Source organism: Leuconostoc sp. UCMA20149, assembly GCF_030400235.1.
Classification (GTDB): domain Bacteria; phylum Bacillota; class Bacilli; order Lactobacillales; family Lactobacillaceae; genus Leuconostoc; species Leuconostoc pseudomesenteroides.
The window spans coordinates 147,706-166,732 of the sequence record NZ_VJYC01000001.1 but is presented as its reverse complement, the minus strand read 5'-3'; the positions used below and the strand labels follow the sequence as shown (position 1 = coordinate 166,732).

The following is a 19,027-nucleotide window of genomic DNA, read 5'->3' as shown; positions in this document are numbered from 1 at the left end:
AACGAGTTATTTTAACAGGAAAGCCAACTTTGTGTCTCGCTTCCCTGCATACATTGATTACCGGAGCGCAGATAATAAAATGACAAAAGCAACTCTTTTTAGAACAATTGCCACACTAGGATTTTTAGGCACATTTCTATATAAACTCTCAACAAATACTTCCTCAATATATTTGTCTGCAACTCAAGTTATACTCCTTGTTATATTGTGGATTGCCCTGGCAGTTGATAGATACAAGAACACGCACTCAAAATCATATTTAAAATGGGACTTATTTTTGGTTGGCGTGTCAGCATTACTATTAATCGCAATAATCGCGCTTTTTAGGTAATTAGTTCGGTACTTAACATCAAATAGTACGTGAAGAACCACATTAAAAGCATTCAATAAAACAGTTAGGAAAATAAACAATGTCAAAAGATAGTCAAGAAACTAATACACAAACAGTAGCTTATGGTTGGCAACTAATTACACCTGAAAACACAATCGTTACCGATAATGAACAAGGTAACGTAGTTATTGCAAACACTTCTGAACAATATACTGGTGCACCACCCATTATGTTAAAAGTTAGTGAAAATGTAGCTACCGTTGATTCAAATAGCTTTTTTGAACAAAGTGTCTCAATTACTCTAGATAAAAAGATTATTGTTAAACGCCGTCCTGATATTGAGTTAGATGACTAATCGATTGGGAGAAAGAATGCACATTAAAACACTGAATACCCAGGATTATCTAGCCTACAAAACAATTAGGCTCGAAGCTTTAATAACAGATACCTTGTCCTTCGGTTCGACCCTTGAGGAAGAAACGAAAAGACCAAATGAATATTTTAAAAACAAAGTGACAATGACACCACAACATTTTGTCATGGGACTATATGATTCCGATAAATTAGTTAGTATTGCAGTGTTCACACGCGATAACTCTTTGAAAGAATCACACAAGGGAGAAATTACCTCTGTGTACTGCATGAATCACTACCGTAAGCAAGGACTAACAACCCAGTTACTAATTGAAGTATTAAAAAAGGCCTTTAGCCTGCCTGACCTGAATATTATTAAATTAACTGTTTTAAGCCAAAATACATCAGCCCAAAAATTGTACACCAAATTAGGTTTTCAAACATACGGTTGTGAACCCAAATCACTGTATGATGGCCAGCAATACTATGATGAAGATTTGATGTTTATAGATTCGTCTTCATTTCAATTGACTCAAACATCTAATAGCAAATGAACTGTATACATACTGACAACAAAAAGCACTCATAGAGTGCATAATAGCAGAGATTCAATTAGAAGCATTTCCATCATGAAAACAAACACATTTTGCTCCATATTAACAATTATTTTAGTCATTATATCTGGGTACTTCTTATTGCTTCATCCTGACTACGTTTTTGGGATTAAATTTGGATTCTATGGCATAAACAAAACATACTACGTATCTTGTTTAGCAACTTCATTAGTTGTAACCATTTTTAGCTTAGTCGGCTGGTTTACTAACAGATATAGAAAAATTGGGTAACTATTTTGCTTATAAGACAATTTATTATTTTGTAAAAGCGCTCATAAAACTTACGTGCAGAACCACGTTAAAAGCATTATTGGGGATGAAATATGAAAACACAAATTATAACTGGTTTTTGGACTGCTAAAAGTTTCGTTGAAAGATTAAACGGTACTTTAGCTGAATTGGAAACAGACGGTCACAAAATTATTGAAGTCCAGTATACTGATTCTTTTTTTAGCTACTCTGCTCTAATACTATACAAGTAAAAAAGCACTCACAGAGTGCGTACATAAAGATATAGGGGGATATTACATGAAAACAAAATTGAAAAGAACCGTTAAAAACGCTGGTTTGATGTTAAGTCACATGAAATTTAGTGAGTCTGGCTTGGCGGCTTGCTATGCTGATGAATGCTTCTATGTTCACATATAATTTAGGCTTATCAGAAACTAACGATGGGGCTATAAAATGTGCCGAATTTCTGTTTGAGCATGAAGCAAACAAAGAAATATTAGCACTCATACGAGAGTCTAAAAATCTATAACGTCATTGTCCGACACAACGGCAATCATAGGCAAGTGCGAAAACAGTTTTTATAGATGTTAATTTTTATTCAAAACAGGAGAATTAAAACATGTTTATTGGAAAAAATGTAAAACTATCACATTATCATGAAACAGATGGTGAAAACTTAGCAAACTGGCAATGGGATGAAAACTTCCTGTCCACATTAACTAGTGATATGATTCATCCTTACACAGCTAATGACTGGGAAAAAATATTTTTAGAAAACACTGACAGTTCTGAAAATGTGGCGTTCACAATCAGAAAAACAAATGATGATAATTTGGTTGGTTATGTGACGCTAACCGACATTAGCGTTCGTAATCACTCCTGCGAATTGGGGATTGGTTTTCCTAAAGCTCAAGACCGTTCCAAAGGCTATGGTACAGAAGCAATGAAACTGATTCTTGATTATGGTTTTAATAACCTTAATATGCATAAAATCAAGTTATCCGTCTATCCATTCAATACTGGTGCCGTAAAAGCATACACAAAGGTCGGTTTTGTCAAGGAAGGTACCACAAAAGATGAAATTTTTTATGATGGCAAATGGGTTGACATTGATTACTATGCCATCTTTCAAGATGACTGGTTTGCAAAGCAACGTTAATCACGCTCACAACAGAAAAAACATTATTAACTTGAAATATTCATCAACTAGTTATGTAATTTGTCACGATAATAAGTATTTTCAACGTTTCAATCACCTTCATCACAAATTGGTAACCTATCAAGAAATTAAGATAACTCAATGCGTTTTAGCGTAAAATCAAGGAGCAACTATGAAAGGACGACATAAACAAAAATACAACAAGAAACATCAAATTTTCACGATTGGCATATTTTTAATCATCACCTTTATATACGTTATTTATCACTTTAACACTAATGACTCAGTCAAAAAAGTAGTTAAAACACAATCTAAATCATTTTTAACATCACAGTCGACTGTCAAAGTTGGCGAAACGGCAGTATATAAAAATATTCACTTTAGAGTCAATAATTTTGACTTTAAAGATAGTAATGCTATTAGAGGTGATTCAATTACTAATAAATTAGGCATTGATAACCAACTTGTTGTGGTCAATATCACGATTACAAATCTTAGCAAACAAAAATTTGATTATGATGCTTATTTCTTTCAATTAGATGATAACGGTAAACTTACTGATACAACAGAAGCCTATCCAAACGTAGATCATGACATAGATAGTGGAACGTTAGGCGTAGGCGATTCAATTACGGGAAATTTAGTCGCCAAAGGCAATACAAATCACCATCTAAAAATAATTTATCAGCAAGATATTAATCCCACCAAGGGCAAAATCACTTTCAAATTGAACTAAGCAACATATATCAAAATGCACCTCCGACTCAAAAAGATGGTAAAGCATCCGAAAATACAACATCATTTTTTCGCTTACCAAAAAGTCAAGTACTAAATGCGCTCAGTACTTGACTTTTTATTGGTTTTTCTTTTGTGTCATTAACATTAAGCATAGTACTACCAAAGTGGTGCCCAGAGAAACAAAACCTGTAGTATCCATTGTTTGTCCGACCATAATCCATGATACAAATACAGATATATATAGCAAATAATCCCACCAAACCAGCTCAATTTCACTATACTTGTAGCTTCTGTACACCAAATAACAGCCAACTAGTACAATTAAAACAATAATAACCCAATAAATCACCTGCCACATCATCTTTCTCTCCTCTAAATCACTCAATAATAACAATCATTAATTTTTTCTTTGACAAAGCCATACAAACGCCTATCAACTTATTGATTTTTGGTCATTTTATCGACACTGCCATCAGTATTTCAAAAGAAAAGGCGCTACATCAAGGTTTTTGAAACCTTGTGCAACACCAAAAAATACACTAGTGGATCTGAGGGGAGTCGAAGTAACGCAGTATCAAGGCTTTGATAGATGTTTGTAGCACTATTGTAGCACTGCATAATTTCATAACAAACAAAAAACGCTCAACTAGAATTTTATCCGGTTGAGCGTTTTCTATCTTATTAATGTATTTTCTTTGGGGAAGAAAGCACATATATTATTTTAACTTACTTAATAATAGTTATCAAATAAAAAATCGGTTAGATGTCGAACTAACCGATTGAGCATTTAGGGAGTAGTTTTATAAAAAAACTACATGAATCATTATATATGACTTACTAATATATAGCAAATAAAAAGACCCGCACCAGTTAGCGGGTCAATGTATGGATCATCAATACTCCGGAGTATTATGATATTCCCAGTCTATTACTTTTTCCTATTTTAAGCAAATTAAAACCCAACAACCAGCGCTGATATCAGAAGAATGGACGATAAACTTTGATAGCGATTGTTGGGCTGACTATATGTTATCACTCTTACTTTTTGAAAGCAAATAAAAAAGAAACACATCAGATGTGCTCCTTAAACATAAAAGAAATGTAGCAGTTTTCGGAGAAGCTACGTATTACATTGTATCGGACTTACTTTAAAATAGCAAATTAAAACCCAACAACCTGTAAACGGTATGCTGCGAACAGCAAGATGTTGAGCCTGTTATTATTCTACTACATCACCTTATAATTGCAAACAAAAACCCAACAAGCATATCAGATTCGAAATTGGAAGTAACTCATCCTGATGTTGTTGGGCTATTTAATGGTATCACTTATCTAGGTCTAAGGAAAATAAAAAACACCCAACCTGAAATTAATCAAATTGGGTGCTTTTGTGTTATTCAGTTTTCTTATCTTCCGTTTTACCAAAACCGTTGGCGAAACCATCAATAATTGATGTAATTGACTTCGTAGCCGTTTCGTTCAATCCGGTTGAAGCAAATCCAGCCCAGACGCCTAGTACAAGGTCCTGTACTAACTTGTTGTCATTTGTGTAGAATGACAATCCAGCGGCTACCACAGCACCAATTACTACTGCTAACAAAGGCAATAAATGATTGTTAATTTTCGTTGGTTTCAATACTTGCACAATGAGCCAAGTTACAACCAAAATTGCAATGTTTGAATCAATATTAAATGTCATGTGATCTCCTTATTTGATTGTTGCAAACGACTTCATCATTGAGACTGGCTCACCACCTATTTCAACATTAACCGTTGTTGCTGTCTGTGAAATAACCTTGTACTTACCGTTCAAAGTGAAGTATTCCACACGTCCGTTGTTGCCTTGAATGTATTGATTTTTCAACTTATTACCATATCGGTCAGTCAAAGTCAGGGCTGAAATAGGAATATAGTTGTTGTAATCAATCACTGGAATACTCATATCAATGTTGACGCCGTACATTTTGTTATTGTACTTAGTCCAGTAGTCGGCCACGTAGACACCACTAAAGGTTGCATAACGTGTCTTTGCTGGTGTACTTGGTGTGTTAGTTGATTGTGATGGCTTAGAAGCGGTTTGCTCGGATGGCTTATCGTTATCCAATGAACCAACCACCATAACGTTACCGTCAACACCAAAATGATTATCTGCATATTGCCAAATCTTCACGTTGGAATAATTTGGGAAGTATTGCATAGGTGGCGTTGCTTGATGTGCGGTGGTCAAGTACCATGCTAACCACAGAGTGTTTGGATAACGTGCATTGATACGGCTTAAATCAACGTATGAATTGACGTAGCTTGTGTAGCTATAAAACATTGGCTTATAGCCAGCAGCGTAAATCTGATCCATGAACGTCAAAATAGCTGTCGTGTTATTAGCCTTGTTAGCACCAGCGCCTGCTTCATAATCCAATGCAATGTAACTGCCCTTAGCTAATCCAGCGTTCTGCGCGTCTTGTACAGCTAACTGGGCGTGGTAACTCGCTTCACTAACTGAATCACCAAACTCACCCCAGAAATAACCACCTGTTTGCATACCAACGGCATCAGCGTTATGAATTTGTGCGTATGCTTTGGGGTTCACGTAATGACTACCCTCACCGCCACCTCGTCCGCCTAGCTTAACCATAGTGAACTTATCACCATAACTCTTAAACTGGCTGAAATAGCTTGTGGTTGTGCCCTGATAACTAGCAACGTCAATACCCAATGTATTGGCAGATACACCTGAAATCGTGGCAACTAAAAAGGCAACCGTTCCAACCGAAGCAATCACCCATCGTTTTAATTTATTCAATTATCTTTCCTCCTTGTGAAATAGCGTTTTGATTTGTTCATCGTGTTTGGTGAGCGTGACATCATGGCCATCTACACGGTCTTCTAGTTTTTTAAAATCAGATCGGATTTTATCCAGCGTGCTATTCAATGTTCCAAAGTTTCCGTTTAGTTCACGAATTTGCGTACTCAAAGGAGTCACTATCAATACTTTAACCACCACAGTTAGTATTGTTGTTACCGCTCCGCCCACTGTTATCCACCCGACAATATCGTGTGGAAATGCCATATTATCCCTCCGTCTCTGCTGGAGCTTCTGCTATAAGCGCTTGAATTTTCGTCTTAGCTGCTGCTTTGATGTCATCTTCTGTTGATGTCATGCTAACGCCGTCTTCTGGTGTCACCTGCAAATTACCATTCAAGCTGTTTGGAAACGTGCCTGCGTTAAATGAAACTGACGCGTACTTCAATGTCAACTTACCGTCAACGAAATTAAATTGTAAATCTCCAACTGTCATATTCATGATTATTTCTCCTCTTCTTTGGCTTGTTCTTCAGCGATTTGAGCACCGAATCTCTTTTCGTATTGCTCTAACACAGACTTATACTGCGCATTTTGCAAGGTCAAGTTTGCGTTTTCTTGTAGCAGTGTCTGCACGACTGAATCTATTTTAGGTTGCATTATTTGTCTCCTGTTTTTTCATTTAATTGTTTTATTGCCTTCCACGCCATACTGATCATGGAATACATGTCTACATATTGACTGTTTTCACCCAATATTGTTTTGGGAATGTAATAATCTTTTTCATCGTTAACATCATCAATGATCGGTGATATATGTTTTTCACCCACGTTGTTCTTATACTCGAATTCGACAATATCAGTTTTAGAGATTTCACTAAGAGCGTCCTCTTCATAATCTGCTATTACATTTTTCTTTGAAAGCAATGATGTTGATGAGAATGTACCTTCTGACAAAACCTTGTGATTAAACCAGAACCAGTTACCATTGCCGTCTTTAGCGTTATCTGTGTAGAAATTCATTGTTCTTGCAATTTCATTGGCTTCAATGTACGTTGACGTTACTGTGTCATTTCCCTTGAACAAAAGTTTTGACCTAATGTTGGTATCAGCGAATAAGTTAATTGCCCCTCTAACATTGTTTGTATTAGCCCCGTCAGCCATATCTGATCCAGCGATTACAGCAACCGCCGCTCCAGATGGCCCAACAATATCAAGGAATGAGTTGTTATCACCTCTTAATCCCATATACAAACCAACCGCGGAAGTAGCTGCGCCAGTGTTATCAATCCAGTTCCCAAATGAATATTGTGCTGTTCTAGTACCTTGTGCAAAATGAGCACCACTTGAGTCGAATAAAGTTGTCATTGAACCAGATTGTACCGAAAGACCATTAGCATTCATAGTTGTTGAACCATAGACACCATTCCAATACGATTGAATGAAATTAGTCACATTTCCAGTAATTTTAGAAACGTCTAAGTCAGCTATTTTAGCGTTGGTTATTGCCGCGTCACCAATCTGTGCTGTTCCAATAGCACCGTTAGCGATATTAGCTTGGCTGACTTTAAACGCACCAGTGACTGTTGTATCACCGTTTAGCACGATATTCTTACCAGCAATTTGAACACCAGATGTATCCTGATTGATTAAACTAATAATCTTACCGTTGTTATCCGTCAGCGCAGATGTTATCTGTGTGGCTGTCTGTGTCTGAATGCTTGTGGCTAACGTGCTACCTGTGATGATAGACGTTTTGCCCAACGCTGTTTGGAAGTCAGATGAGATGTTACCACTTGAATCACGCACGAAGTTAGATATGCTGTCTGCCGTTATTTTCACTTGTGCAAGGGCTGCGTTGTTATTGTAATTACCTTGTACATATGTGCCGACAGTTGGAGCAAATACTAACATAGTTTGACTTAATTTATACGTAACTGTCGACGATGGTGTTAACATTCCCAATGAAACATAAGATACATTGCTGGGTATCGTTATATTTTCTAGTTTGATATATTTGTCACTAGCTCCATTTTGAATAAATACTGCTGTTATTTGAGAAACAAATGTACCGTCTTGATTGAACGCATCCAAAGTGATATATGAATTTCCAACGCCATCATCAGAATATACTGACACTACTGCTGATATACTAATTTTGCCGGCGCCGGTTGCGTTGATTAATGGTGAGTTCAGATAGCCTGTTGACGTTTGTTTGACGTGAGATATGCTACCATGACCATTTACTGGATAACCTCTTACCCATCCGCCTTTTGAGATATCTTGACCATAAGCACCTCTGATAAACCAACCGGAAAAATCAGGACTAAATTCGGTGTTGAATAACTGATTGACTTGCCCTAGAGCGTTTACTGTCTGTTGCAAATTAGACACCGTGGTAGCAGTTCCACTGGCTGTCGTCTCGACCGTTGTTAGTCTTGAAGTTAACTTTGTGTTGTTAGCGTCATAATCGCTCTGCGCAACTTTCTGCTTAATCGCATTAGCGTTCGTAATAATGTCTGCGCTATTAGCACTAATTCGTCCATCTGCGTCAGTCTTGTAATTAGCTAATGATGTTGTGGCCGCATCGGCCGTCTGTTGCGCCTTGCTAACACTAGTCGTGAGCTGGCCTGTTTTAGTGTCGTAATCAGCTTGGCTAACCTTACTTGATAAACCATTCAATGCAGTGGTTGCTGTTGTTTGAGCGGTACTAATCTTGCCATCTGCGTCTTGCTTATTCTGGTTAATTGTTGTCGTGATACTACTTGCTGTGTCATCAATCTTTTTATTGACAACACCATCAGCTGTTTTATAAGCGCTTGTAATATCTGTCTTTGCTTGCGCTAAATCGTTTTGTGCTTGATTAAATTGAGACGTTGCAGCACTCTTAGCATTCGCCTCTGCTGTACTAGCTTGTGAAGCTGCCTGTGACTTTGCTGTACTAATATCAGTTGAAAGACCTTGCTTCACTGCATCAGTGTGTGCGTTGGCTTGTGCGACTGCGTCAGTGACACCGGCTGCTATCTGGTCGCCCATTTCTGGGTCAATCCGCTTTTCCCAATAATATGATCCGTCAGCTTTTTTAGTGTAGATGTACATGACTGTTCCATCACCACTTTTAACCCAAGCAAGGTCACCCTCGTTTGCCTTTGTTGGTAGGTCATCAACACTGTTTAGATAGTAAGACGTGTTCTTGCCATTAGCACTTATAAGCGCATTATTAGCGTCAGTTGCAGCTTGACTAGCAGAAGCCACAGCATTAGCAATCTGTGAAGCCATTGAAGCGTTAGCGTCTTGGTACTTTTTGGTTAAACCAACATCACCAGCCGTTACCGTGTAACTAATCCTTGTACCATCTGCCGAAAATTCATCATCAATACTGATAATGCGTATTCGCTGCTTGAAATCCAAATTCTCATCGACCGCTGTTAACCAATCACCAACATTAGCCATTTTATATGGATAACCCGCTGCGGTTAAATCGTACAAAGAAAGTTGTACCGAAACAGAAAAACTAGCGTCAACTTGTGCTTTAACAGCGGCTTGTAGATGAGCTTGTGACGTATAACGTTGGTCATCAATTGGTTCTGCTTGTAAGATACCATATACACCAGCTAGAGGGCTTGTGTAAGTCACGTGAACTCTGTCGCCGGTTTGGTTTTCTTGGTCTGAATAAGCACCAAAGCCCTCGCCATATGTGACGAAACTAGTCGCGTCATTTTCTAATGTCATATCAGACAAGTTGAAACCATATCGAACAATCGTTGATAAATCGGTTCCAATATTTTGAAAGATAGAAATTAGTGTCCCGTTGATTTCAAACTCTCCAGCAATGCTTGTGATTAAATCATTGAACAACGATAATCTGGTTTTATTACCCCAATTATCTTTCTCAATAGCAGCTGGACTAAAGTTAAGCGCGTAAGTGTAACCGGTGTTAGCAAATATCTGATCTAAATACCATTTGATAGTGTGACTACCGCTTATTTCAGTGCTAGAGTACAGCACTTTCTTAGTCATATCCCAGAAGAATTTATGAATTGCATCAAACGAAACACTGTTGTCATTATCATTTCGTTCAAAATAAGTCACAATGTATGGCTCACCATCAAACTCAAGTGACCAACCTTTATCAATCTTATTCGGAACGTCTTTACCATCATACAAAGTTCCAGTAAGTGATTTCTCACCGTTCAATGCTGATTTACGCTGAATGGTCCCGACTGCAAGAAACTTATTACCAGCGATATTTTTAAATGTAATCATAGGTATAACTCCTTGTAATCGTGAATTTCAAGCGTTGCCGTAATTGAGCACGTAACAGCCACTGTACCGCTTATTGACGGCTCTAGTACAAAGTATTCAAGATTAGTATTATCATTGATAGACAGCGTGTTTTTTAGGTTGTACACACCCCCTATTTTGAATACATCACCGCTCGCTACTGTTCCGCTATACGTCCAAGTTTTTGAGCCTATTGTCAATGAAATAGCGCTCGCTGTTTGCTTAGCGGTCAGCAGTATGTAAAAAGGCACCTCTAGTTGAGATGCCGTAACCGTACCTGCGTATGGAATTGTACTAGTAATTGTTGCTGTTTTAAGCTTCGTTTCGCCAAATGGTAGCACAGCCGTCACAAAACTAATACTCAGTTTATAGTTTTGCTTGCTATTAACACTCCCAGAAAATTCTGGTGCAAACGTGTCATCAAGCGTGACAAGAAAGCGTTTGTTGCTTTCCGTGCCACCTATTTGTCCTAACCTGTTGCCTGTTGACTGCCCTGGTCGCTCAAAGTCATACTGCCCTGAATCTGAATAAATTGGTGTGATGTAATAAGGCGTTGCACTTCCTAAAAGTTGATACAACCAGTTACGTTTGGCTTCATAATCAGACTGACTACTTGCTTGCATATAACCTGTGTATGTCAACTTTTTCTCACTATAATTACCACCAAAGTTTAACTTGCCATTGCGACCTGTAAACAACTTAGTGTTAAGTGACAAACTAGGTGTGCTTTCATCAAAATCAGTGGTAACTATGCCCTTATCGCTTAATTTAGCACTTGTCGCGCCTTTTGTAATCAATAGATCCATTAGATACCTCCTGTTACCAATCTAGTTGTTGCTTGTCTACGTGCGTTCTTGCTGTTCACTGTTGTTGTAATCTTGTCGCCAACCATTTCATTGTGGATTTCATAAACCGGTGTTTGGGATGACTGTTCAGCAACTTCATCACTCAATGAAGCTAACCCACCGTTAATCTGTCCGGCAACACCTGTGCTGCTCGCTGTTAATTGAGCGCTAGCTACATACCTCTGTTGGCCAAACTCATCTGCAATCTGTCCTGCATAAGATGAAACCGACTTTTTAACGTCAGCAAAGTTTGCATTTAATGAACTTCCAAATCCGCCCATAATCGCAGCACCAGCAGGGATCAACAATTTACGGTCGTAACTTATAGGACCCTTGTGTTCACGAATCCACGAAGCAATTCCACCTACGAATGACTTAACTTTACCCCAAGCAGAAATTAAACCATTGAAAAAACTGTTCATGATTGCTTGACCAGCACCCCACAAATCAAAATTCATGGCTCCTCTAATTGCCGACTGTACGCCGTTCCAAACGCTTGAAGCCCATCCTGTTACACCAGACCAAGCACCACGTATGCCACGAACTAATGCAACGGCCATGTTATAGGTTACGTTGTAGATACCCGACCAAATACTAGACGTTATGCTTTTAACGCTGTTCCACAATGATGACGCCCATCCTGGAATGCTATTCCAAACTCCTTTAATTGAGTTAAAGGTATTATTAGCAAAGCTTGAACCACCACTGACCATGCCGTTCCATGTATTAGAAACGTTCGATTTTACAGTATTCCATAATCCCAAAGCCCATCCTGGTATTGCGTTCCAAATATTAAGTACGCCATTGAATAAGTCGCTTGCGAATTTTGTAGCTGCAGAAACAAAGGTATTCCAAATACCGTTTACTGTCGATAAAATAGAATTCCAAATGCTTACAGTTGTAGAAGAAACTGTATTCCAAATATTAATAATTGCCATCATAGCGATATTAAAGGTTGTACTAGCGATTTGAACCAATCCGGTCCATATAGAACCCAAACTTGAAACAATGTTGTTCCATATATTAGCAGCATCTATACCAAGCTGTGTGAAGTCACCCATTATTAAATCTAACACCAGCAAAATAGGACCCATGATGGCATCTTTCAAAAGATTCCAAACAGAACCAGCTATCGTAACTATACCGTTCCAAATGCCGCTTAAATTTGTCTTAGCATTGTTCCAACCATCTGTTAAAGCAGTAAATAATGGTTGCAATGTTGAAATTATTCCACTCCAAAGCGCAGAAAAGAATGTAACTATATTACTCCAGACGCCCATAACGTAATTAACAGCAGAATTCCAAACATCAGCAATACCTTGTCCGGTCGAACTAACACCAGCCGTTATTTGGGACCAAATACCAGAAAAGAATCCCGGAATGGATTCCCAAATATTTTTTACGGCAGTTACTGTGTTATTCCACGCTCCGACAATAGCGTCACCAACCGATTTAATTGTAGAAACTAGACTGTTCCACTTATCAACTGTAAATTTGACAAACTCTGACCACAGTTTTTTTCCAGTTGCTGTCTGCGTAAAGAAATAAGCCATAGCGGCAACGACGGCTGTTATGGCTATGACTAATAGTGATATAGGGTTAGCATTCATAGCTACGTTGAAAGCTATCATCGCACCTCTTGCAACCTTGACACCTGCCGAAAATACTGATATTGCTGATTGAGCAATTTTAACAGTGGTTGAAATTACTTTGAATCCTAGTGCTATACCGCCAACACCGACAGCGATTGAAACTAAAACATCACTCGCACCTTTTACTGACAATATTGCGCTTACTAGATTGGCAACATAAGTGATTACGTTTGCAATAACGTTAACGATTTTGCCTATTACAGTACCAATAGTTTCAAAAATACTGGTAGCATCTTTTGTTTGATAGAAAGACCCTAACAAATTACCGACTGCTGTAATCACGGATTGAACAACGTTGTAAATGGCACCTACAACAGATATAATCGCCGACCAAGACGACTTGATTGCACCGGTTTTCATAAATCCAGATATTAAATCAACGACAGCGTTTTTTAGTATCACTACAACATTCATAACCTGGTTAAAGGTATTAGAAAGCGCAATGGCGATTGAATTAAAATTAACATTCATCATTTTACCTTGTAACAGATCAGCTACTTTATTTCCAAAGTTTGAAAATAAACTAATTCCCTGACCAACAAAGTTTTTAATATAGTTGATTGCATTTTTTAAAACCGGTCCAAAAGCTTGACTAATAGCATTCCCAATATCACTAATGGTCTGTCTAAAGAAAGCTGACGTTTTATAAGCATATGCAAACGCAGCTACCAATGCCGATATCGCAACGATTGCCAATCCCATAGGACTGATAAATAGCGCCTTTAATGCTGTTCCAACGGTGCTCATAACACTTCCGATTTTTGTGGCAGCCGTTAGGAATGTTCCGGTAGCCAATGTTGCAGCACCGATAACAGGTGTTAATCCTAATATTGTTCGAATACTATTGCCAAAAGCGCTCTTGGTAGTTGTAGCCCACTCTAATGCGTTATTAATCATGTCTATGATTGAACCAATTACGCCAGCACTACCAGCCATAGCGGCGTTTCTTAACGCCTCCCAGTTACCACCAACTTGTTCAATACTTGAACCCAAGTTTTTCTGCATTTCTGATGCTTGGTCTTGCAAAAACTTAGTAGCGGTCTGTGTGCTTGATGAAGCCGTGTTCATCTGCTTTGTGAAAGCGTCCCAGCTTGTTGTTGCGTTATCTGTCTTATCCTTAACAGATTTCATCAAAGGCAGGATAGCGGCCATTCCAGATGTACCGAACATTGTTTTCAAAGCTGCAGCCTTTTGAGACGATGTCATGTTTGACATTGAATCAGATAATTCATTCAAAATGGTTGGTAGGGGTTTCATGTTCCCTTGTGCGTCCGTCATTGAAACGCCTAAGTCGTCCATAACAGCCTTACCCATCTTAGATGGCGCTTGCATAAGCAGCAACGCGTGGTTAAGGTCTTGTGAAGCCTGTGCTGCACTAAATCCTTTGTTAGTCAACAAGCCAATAGCGGTTGATGTTGTTTCCATGTCGATACCGGCGTTTGAAGCAGTACCACCGATAGTAGCTAATGCTTGTTGCATGTCTTCGATTGAGGCATTCGATAAGTTGGCTGTTTGAGTCAAAATAGCAGCAGCTCTTTGAGGACTTTTTAGCGAATCACCCCATATGTTCATAGATTGCTGAACAACGCTTGCTGTCGTTTGCAAATCAGCACCGGCAGCTGTGGCTGCTTCGGCAATAGCTGGAAACTCTTTCTTAATTGTTCCAATTGAAGCACCATCACGAGCCATTGCAACCATTGCGTCCGCTGCGTCTTGAGCACTCAACGGTAATACAGCACCCATGTGGTTGGCTACATCAGCTAAACCTTGAATGTCTTTTGATGTTCCACCAGCAATAACCGCTGCTTTGTTCAATGAAGCCTGGAACGTACCAAAACTATTGACACTTTTTATCCCAACAGCAGTTACCGCAGCACCAGCAACGGCTAGTGTTTTTCCGATGTTACCAACCGCTGTACTTGCACTACCCATTGCGCTACTGGTTGAACTAGAGACAGATTTCATAGCTGATTGATAATCTGATATATCAGCACCAACATGGGCTATAACTTCTCCACCATTATATGTTGCCATTGTCACTCCTTTCCCCACCAAACGCTGCGGCTACCTTGCTGTATAGCTCAATACGCTTTTGTTTGACAGTTTGTGCTTCTTCTGGCTTGTAAGCCTGTTCTATCTGTCTCTCCTCCTTTGCGCGATCAAATACTTTTTTGAACTTGGGGCTTTTAGCATTACTAAAGTACGCAATACTATTGGCAAGAACTGCCAATCGTTCACGTTCATCAATAATCCCCATTTGTATACCTTTTAACGTTGCGTCTAATTCCCAACGATAAAGGCTCAATACCCATTCAATGTCATATATGCCAAATCTTGCGCAAGTCTCGATTAAAGATTGTCGTTCAGCAACTTCTGAATACGCTTTACGGACTCGACTTGTTGTTTCTTCTCGTCCGTGTCTGCCTTCTTCTCCAGAATTGGTAGTGCTTCCTCCAAATTCTTCTGTTGTGTCTTGATTGACTTCACGAAAAAACCACTATTTTTCAACTCATCTTTCAATTCAGACAAAACATCATCAATCTTTTCACCGTTATCTGTTAATTCATCAACGGCAGCAAACAAGTCATCTTCGGTTGCTTTACCAACGTTTCCAGCAACCGTGATAATGTCTGGTATAACTAATTCATCACTCATGACTAATCGTGTGAATAGGTTTGTAGCACCGTCACCAAGGTTATTACCATTTTCATCTTTTGAGCTGAACTTCTTGTTAGCTTCAAACAACGCCTTAAAGTTAAATTTCAAAGGTACTGACTTTTTGTTAATTGTTACTTCCATGAGTTAATCTCCTAATTTTTATGTAGAGGGCAATAGCCCTTATTGTCCTGAAACTGTTGTTCCAAAGTCACCAGTAGTTTCACCTGGCCGTTCGAACTTTGAAAGCTCTTCTAGTGCGCTTAATTGTTCATCTGTCAGCGGGAACGTACCATCAGTCAACTTACCAATAATGTTCAAAGTGTAGTCGGCGCTCACTAGGTCGTCACCGTCATCAATATCCAAACTATCTACGACACCATAGCCAAACATTGACGGAAATACTTGATGTGTCTTTGCTGGGTCTGCGTCGTCTTTTTCTTGGACTGCAAAACGCTTGTCAACGATCACGCGCCAAATTTTCACTTGTGTTCCGTCATGCTTAGCTTTCTTGATGATGTCGACGGATTGGTCCCCGGGTACAACATAGGTTGTTAATTCAATCGAATCCTCATTGGTTGAGGGCAAAACAACGCGACCAAACTTTGTTTGTTCATCAATGGAATCACCCTCAATGCTTGTTGAACCGTCAGTTTGTGCTGCTGGTAAAATAGCCTTTGAATTAACAGGTGCTGCCGTATCTTGAATAAAGTACCAAATCTTTTTACCGAGTGTTGGTGTTCCAATTGTTGGGTCTTCTACACCGTTGTCAATATAATCTGCCATGTATGTATCTCCTTTTAAATAATTGCTGTCACAATAAAAATCACATGATAGACATCTCGTCCTACCGAATCGTCGGTAATGGTGTTAGATGTCACTCGTGTGATTTGTGGTGTGGCGTGTTTAATTTGTGCTTTAACGCTGTAAATCGCTTCTTCCAGCGCCGTTCTACTGTCAATTGAGTAGAATAGATCAATTTGTAAATCTGTTGTTAGTACCTCATAACCGTTCTTACCAGAGGGCGCGTCATCATCAAAGTGAGTGCCAATAACAATAAATGGTTCGGGTACTGTTGTATCAGGCAGCCGTGACTTAACTGGAATGTCACCTGTTTTCAGGCTGTCACGAATACTGTTAAGCAACATATTCATTGGTGATGTCATCTAAGCCCTCCTTTCAGCAGGTTTTGAAGCTTTTGAAATAGAAACGGTGACTCTTGTTCCATAGCCGGTCGCATAAATGACTTACCTGCCATCTTACGTGTACCAAATTCCTGATAAACAGAATATTCAGCACTCGAAGTAACATCTGCGCTTAACGCTCCAGTTTTTTCAGAGGCTATGTGTTGTCTCAAATAACCTGTATCAACTGGTGCAAACTGTTTAGCTCGTGCTTCGACGCGATTAGCTGTGTTCAAGATGATGTCACTAGCTTCTTTCTGGATAATTGCTGGTTGACTGTTAAACTTCTTAATCAAAACATCGGCACCATCAAACGTGATTGTCATTTTTGATTTAGCCATATTACACCGAACCTATGATGACGACCGTATTTTTTCGTGCTTGCTTGATTACTGTTGGCTTGCGTTTGATAGTCTCATCTATCAATACATAGTCCATATTAGGAACCTTGTTCTTGAAATGAATTTCTTGAGCACCTGATTCGTACTTACCAAACACGCCCATATTTAGTTCATCACCAACTCCAGTAATTCGGCAAGGCAACCAATCGGATGTAATTGGCTTTACTTCATCGTCCCAACCGTCATTGTCGGCTTTCTGATTAGTAATGATTTTAACGCGGTCGTTATATCTCATCAGACAAACCTCGCTATGCCATTACTACCCTTTTTCTTGCGATACTTGGATAGATAAGCAGCATAATCCGCCACATCATCATCAGACCACGTAGCAGTTACATCACTCTCTCCAGATGACTTTTTACCCTCATCACCAATGCGGTTAAAGCGCCTGATTGTAATTTCACGCAACAACCATGACATCTCATCAGGAAACGCCGTGGCATTGTTTCCATCCTGATTGATGTAGCTCAACAACCTAGCTTCACTATCGTCCAGCAGCAGATTTAATAGATCATCTTGCTTGGTATCTGTAATTGAAACAAGCAGTTTGACTTTAGTTAAATTATTAGTTTCATCTGCCATAGTTCCTCCTTAATGGGCTTCACACCCCATTCGACAGATTAAGCGTCTGTGTCGTTAATGTAAATTTAAGAGGCTGCTGTTACAGTCACAACAACCTTGTCACTCTTGCCACCATCTTTAGTTGTCACGATAACGTCCGCGGTACCAACTTTAACAGCCGTTATTGTTCCATCTTGAGCCACTGTAGCGACTGTTTCATCTGACGAAGCATAGGTAACTGATTTGTCACTGGCATTTTCAGGGGCAACCGTTCCGGTTACTTGGCGTGAGTCACCAACTTTAATTGTTGCCGTCTTCTGTGACATCGTTACACCAGTAACAGAAATATTGTCACCAACCAACGTAGCCTCAATAACACCATCTGGAATTTCAGTAAACAACTTGAATGCACCGGTGAATACTGATTCTAATGTCAAGTTAGACACAGTCTTGTCAGAAACAACGGCCAACAAACCTGTTTCATCTGTGTAATCTACAAATGAACCTTTCAATGGTGAATTAGCCATGTCAAGGTATGCCAACACAATGTTATCAACGGCGGTAGTATATACCTTACCTTGTGGAATTGAACCCAATCCAATCACGCGGTCTGCACCAATAAAGTTTTGCAACAACGTCATTCCGTATGCGTTTGATGCGTCAGCTTGAATTGGCTTACCGGACATGAAATTAGCAACATCCATTGGATTAACGAACGAAACAAATGATTCCCCTTCAAATTCCGGAATTAATTGCAATTTACCCCAAGACTGCGACAAAGCAACTTGAAGGTCATTTGAGTCAATTTTAGTTTTAGTTTCACCCAGAGATGATACAAAGTCAGTCTTAACGCCTGATTGAATTTCACGCATCAAGCGCTTGTCTGCTTGGTCAATAGCAATATTTGCACCATGACGCGCCACAGCTTCAGCAGAAACAGCGCGGCGCTTTTTTAACCATTCAACTTTTACCGTACGGTCAAGCGCACGAGTTACCTTTGACAAAGGAATTGTTTCACCTTCACCAACTGTGGCCGCTGTATCCATATCAACAGCCCACTTGTACAAATTAATTTGCATGTCAGCCGTCATTGGTTCTTTTCGAGTTACACCCAATAGGGTTAATAGATCATTGATTGATGTTCCGAATTTGTTAACGAAGTCAATTGACTTAATTGTCCCCAAATCAGCCATCACGTTTAAATTATTTTCAGCCATAT

Annotated in this window: 22 protein-coding genes; 5 read left to right on the top strand and 17 right to left on the bottom strand. The window is 39.1% G+C overall.

All coding sequences use genetic code 11. The annotated features are described in order from the left end of the window. The first annotated feature begins 410 nt into the window (after positions 1-410). The 5 genes from FF105_RS01090 to FF105_RS01070 all read left to right on the top strand — a co-directional run bounded on the left by FF105_RS01090 (position 411) and on the right by FF105_RS01070 (position 3,425). Positions 411-686: a hypothetical protein gene (locus FF105_RS01090; protein ID WP_010279544.1), complete on the top strand. Its 276-nt coding sequence runs from the start codon at positions 411-413 to the stop codon at positions 684-686. A 16-nt stretch (positions 687-702) separates the two neighbouring features. Next, entirely contained in the window at positions 703-1,239 is a 537-nt protein-coding gene (locus FF105_RS01085; RefSeq protein WP_290046098.1) for a GNAT family N-acetyltransferase, read from the top strand. Between the two features lie 383 nt (positions 1,240-1,622). Next, positions 1,623-1,781 (top strand): hypothetical protein, encoded by a 159-nt coding sequence (locus FF105_RS01080; RefSeq protein WP_010279538.1) that lies wholly within the window; start codon positions 1,623-1,625, stop codon positions 1,779-1,781. Between the two features lie 368 nt (positions 1,782-2,149). Continuing rightward, complete coding sequence (locus FF105_RS01075; RefSeq protein WP_010279531.1) at positions 2,150-2,689, top strand: GNAT family N-acetyltransferase; 540 nt, start codon at positions 2,150-2,152, stop codon at positions 2,687-2,689. Between the two features lie 172 nt (positions 2,690-2,861). Next, on the top strand, positions 2,862-3,425 hold the full coding sequence (locus FF105_RS01070; protein ID WP_010279528.1) for a DUF4352 domain-containing protein: 564 nt from the start codon (positions 2,862-2,864) through the stop codon (positions 3,423-3,425). A 117-nt stretch (positions 3,426-3,542) separates the two neighbouring features. On the opposite strand, the gene FF105_RS01065 is transcribed toward FF105_RS01070, so the two are convergent. The 17 genes from FF105_RS01065 to FF105_RS00985 form a co-directional block, all read right to left on the bottom strand. After that, a complete protein-coding gene (locus FF105_RS01065; RefSeq protein WP_010279524.1) occupies positions 3,543-3,788 on the bottom strand; it encodes a hypothetical protein in 246 nt (81 codons plus the stop codon). 1,032 nt (positions 3,789-4,820) lie between these two features. Beyond that, a complete protein-coding gene (locus tag FF105_RS01060) occupies positions 4,821-5,126 on the bottom strand; it encodes a holin (protein ID WP_290046092.1) in 306 nt (101 codons plus the stop codon). 9 nt (positions 5,127-5,135) lie between these two features. Next, positions 5,136-6,227, bottom strand: coding sequence for a GH25 family lysozyme (locus FF105_RS01055; protein WP_290046090.1), 1,092 nt, complete (start codon positions 6,225-6,227; stop codon positions 5,136-5,138). After that, entirely contained in the window at positions 6,228-6,494 is a 267-nt protein-coding gene (locus tag FF105_RS01050; protein WP_290046088.1) for a hypothetical protein, read from the bottom strand. A gap of 1 nt (position 6,495) precedes the next feature. Beyond that, complete coding sequence (locus FF105_RS01045; protein ID WP_290046086.1) at positions 6,496-6,729, bottom strand: hypothetical protein; 234 nt, start codon at positions 6,727-6,729, stop codon at positions 6,496-6,498. A 2-nt stretch (positions 6,730-6,731) separates the two neighbouring features. Further along, positions 6,732-6,887, bottom strand: a complete 156-nt coding sequence (locus FF105_RS01040; RefSeq protein WP_290046082.1) for a hypothetical protein — start codon at positions 6,885-6,887, stop codon at positions 6,732-6,734. After that, positions 6,887-10,492, bottom strand: coding sequence for a phage tail protein (locus FF105_RS01035; RefSeq protein WP_290046079.1), 3,606 nt, complete (start codon positions 10,490-10,492; stop codon positions 6,887-6,889). Before FF105_RS01035 ends, FF105_RS01040 begins: the two co-directional genes overlap by 1 nt. Beyond that, positions 10,489-11,316, bottom strand: coding sequence for a phage tail domain-containing protein (locus FF105_RS01030; protein ID WP_290046076.1), 828 nt, complete (start codon positions 11,314-11,316; stop codon positions 10,489-10,491). Before FF105_RS01030 ends, FF105_RS01035 begins: the two co-directional genes overlap by 4 nt. After that, on the bottom strand, positions 11,316-15,041 hold the full coding sequence (locus FF105_RS01025) for a phage tail tape measure protein (RefSeq protein WP_290046074.1): 3,726 nt from the start codon (positions 15,039-15,041) through the stop codon (positions 11,316-11,318). Before FF105_RS01025 ends, FF105_RS01030 begins: the two co-directional genes overlap by 1 nt. After that, positions 15,028-15,312 (bottom strand): hypothetical protein, encoded by a 285-nt coding sequence (locus FF105_RS01020; protein ID WP_282854918.1) that lies wholly within the window; start codon positions 15,310-15,312, stop codon positions 15,028-15,030. Before FF105_RS01020 ends, FF105_RS01025 begins: the two co-directional genes overlap by 14 nt. Before the next feature lie 44 nt (positions 15,313-15,356). Then, a complete protein-coding gene (locus FF105_RS01015; protein ID WP_290046070.1) occupies positions 15,357-15,806 on the bottom strand; it encodes a tail assembly chaperone in 450 nt (149 codons plus the stop codon). 39 nt (positions 15,807-15,845) lie between these two features. Continuing rightward, positions 15,846-16,448, bottom strand: coding sequence for a phage major tail protein, TP901-1 family (locus FF105_RS01010; RefSeq protein WP_290046068.1), 603 nt, complete (start codon positions 16,446-16,448; stop codon positions 15,846-15,848). A 14-nt stretch (positions 16,449-16,462) separates the two neighbouring features. Next, positions 16,463-16,828: a hypothetical protein gene (locus FF105_RS01005; RefSeq protein WP_290046065.1), complete on the bottom strand. Its 366-nt coding sequence runs from the start codon at positions 16,826-16,828 to the stop codon at positions 16,463-16,465. Further along, positions 16,825-17,187, bottom strand: a complete 363-nt coding sequence (locus FF105_RS01000) for an HK97-gp10 family putative phage morphogenesis protein (RefSeq protein ID WP_290046062.1) — start codon at positions 17,185-17,187, stop codon at positions 16,825-16,827. The genes FF105_RS01005 and FF105_RS01000 overlap by 4 nt, the downstream gene beginning before the upstream one ends. A 1-nt stretch (position 17,188) precedes the next feature. Further along, positions 17,189-17,482, bottom strand: coding sequence for a hypothetical protein (locus tag FF105_RS00995; RefSeq protein WP_061515040.1), 294 nt, complete (start codon positions 17,480-17,482; stop codon positions 17,189-17,191). Continuing rightward, the gene (locus tag FF105_RS00990; RefSeq protein WP_290046052.1) at positions 17,482-17,829 is read right to left on the bottom strand and encodes a phage head-tail connector protein; all 348 of its coding nucleotides are present in this window, start codon (positions 17,827-17,829) and stop codon (positions 17,482-17,484) included. The genes FF105_RS00995 and FF105_RS00990 overlap by 1 nt, the downstream gene beginning before the upstream one ends. A 65-nt stretch (positions 17,830-17,894) precedes the next feature. Then, positions 17,895-19,025 carry an Ig-like domain-containing protein gene (locus FF105_RS00985; protein WP_290046051.1) on the bottom strand — a complete coding sequence of 377 codons (1,131 nt, stop codon included), beginning with the start codon at positions 19,023-19,025 and terminating at the stop codon, positions 17,895-17,897. Positions 19,026-19,027 lie beyond the last annotated feature (2 nt).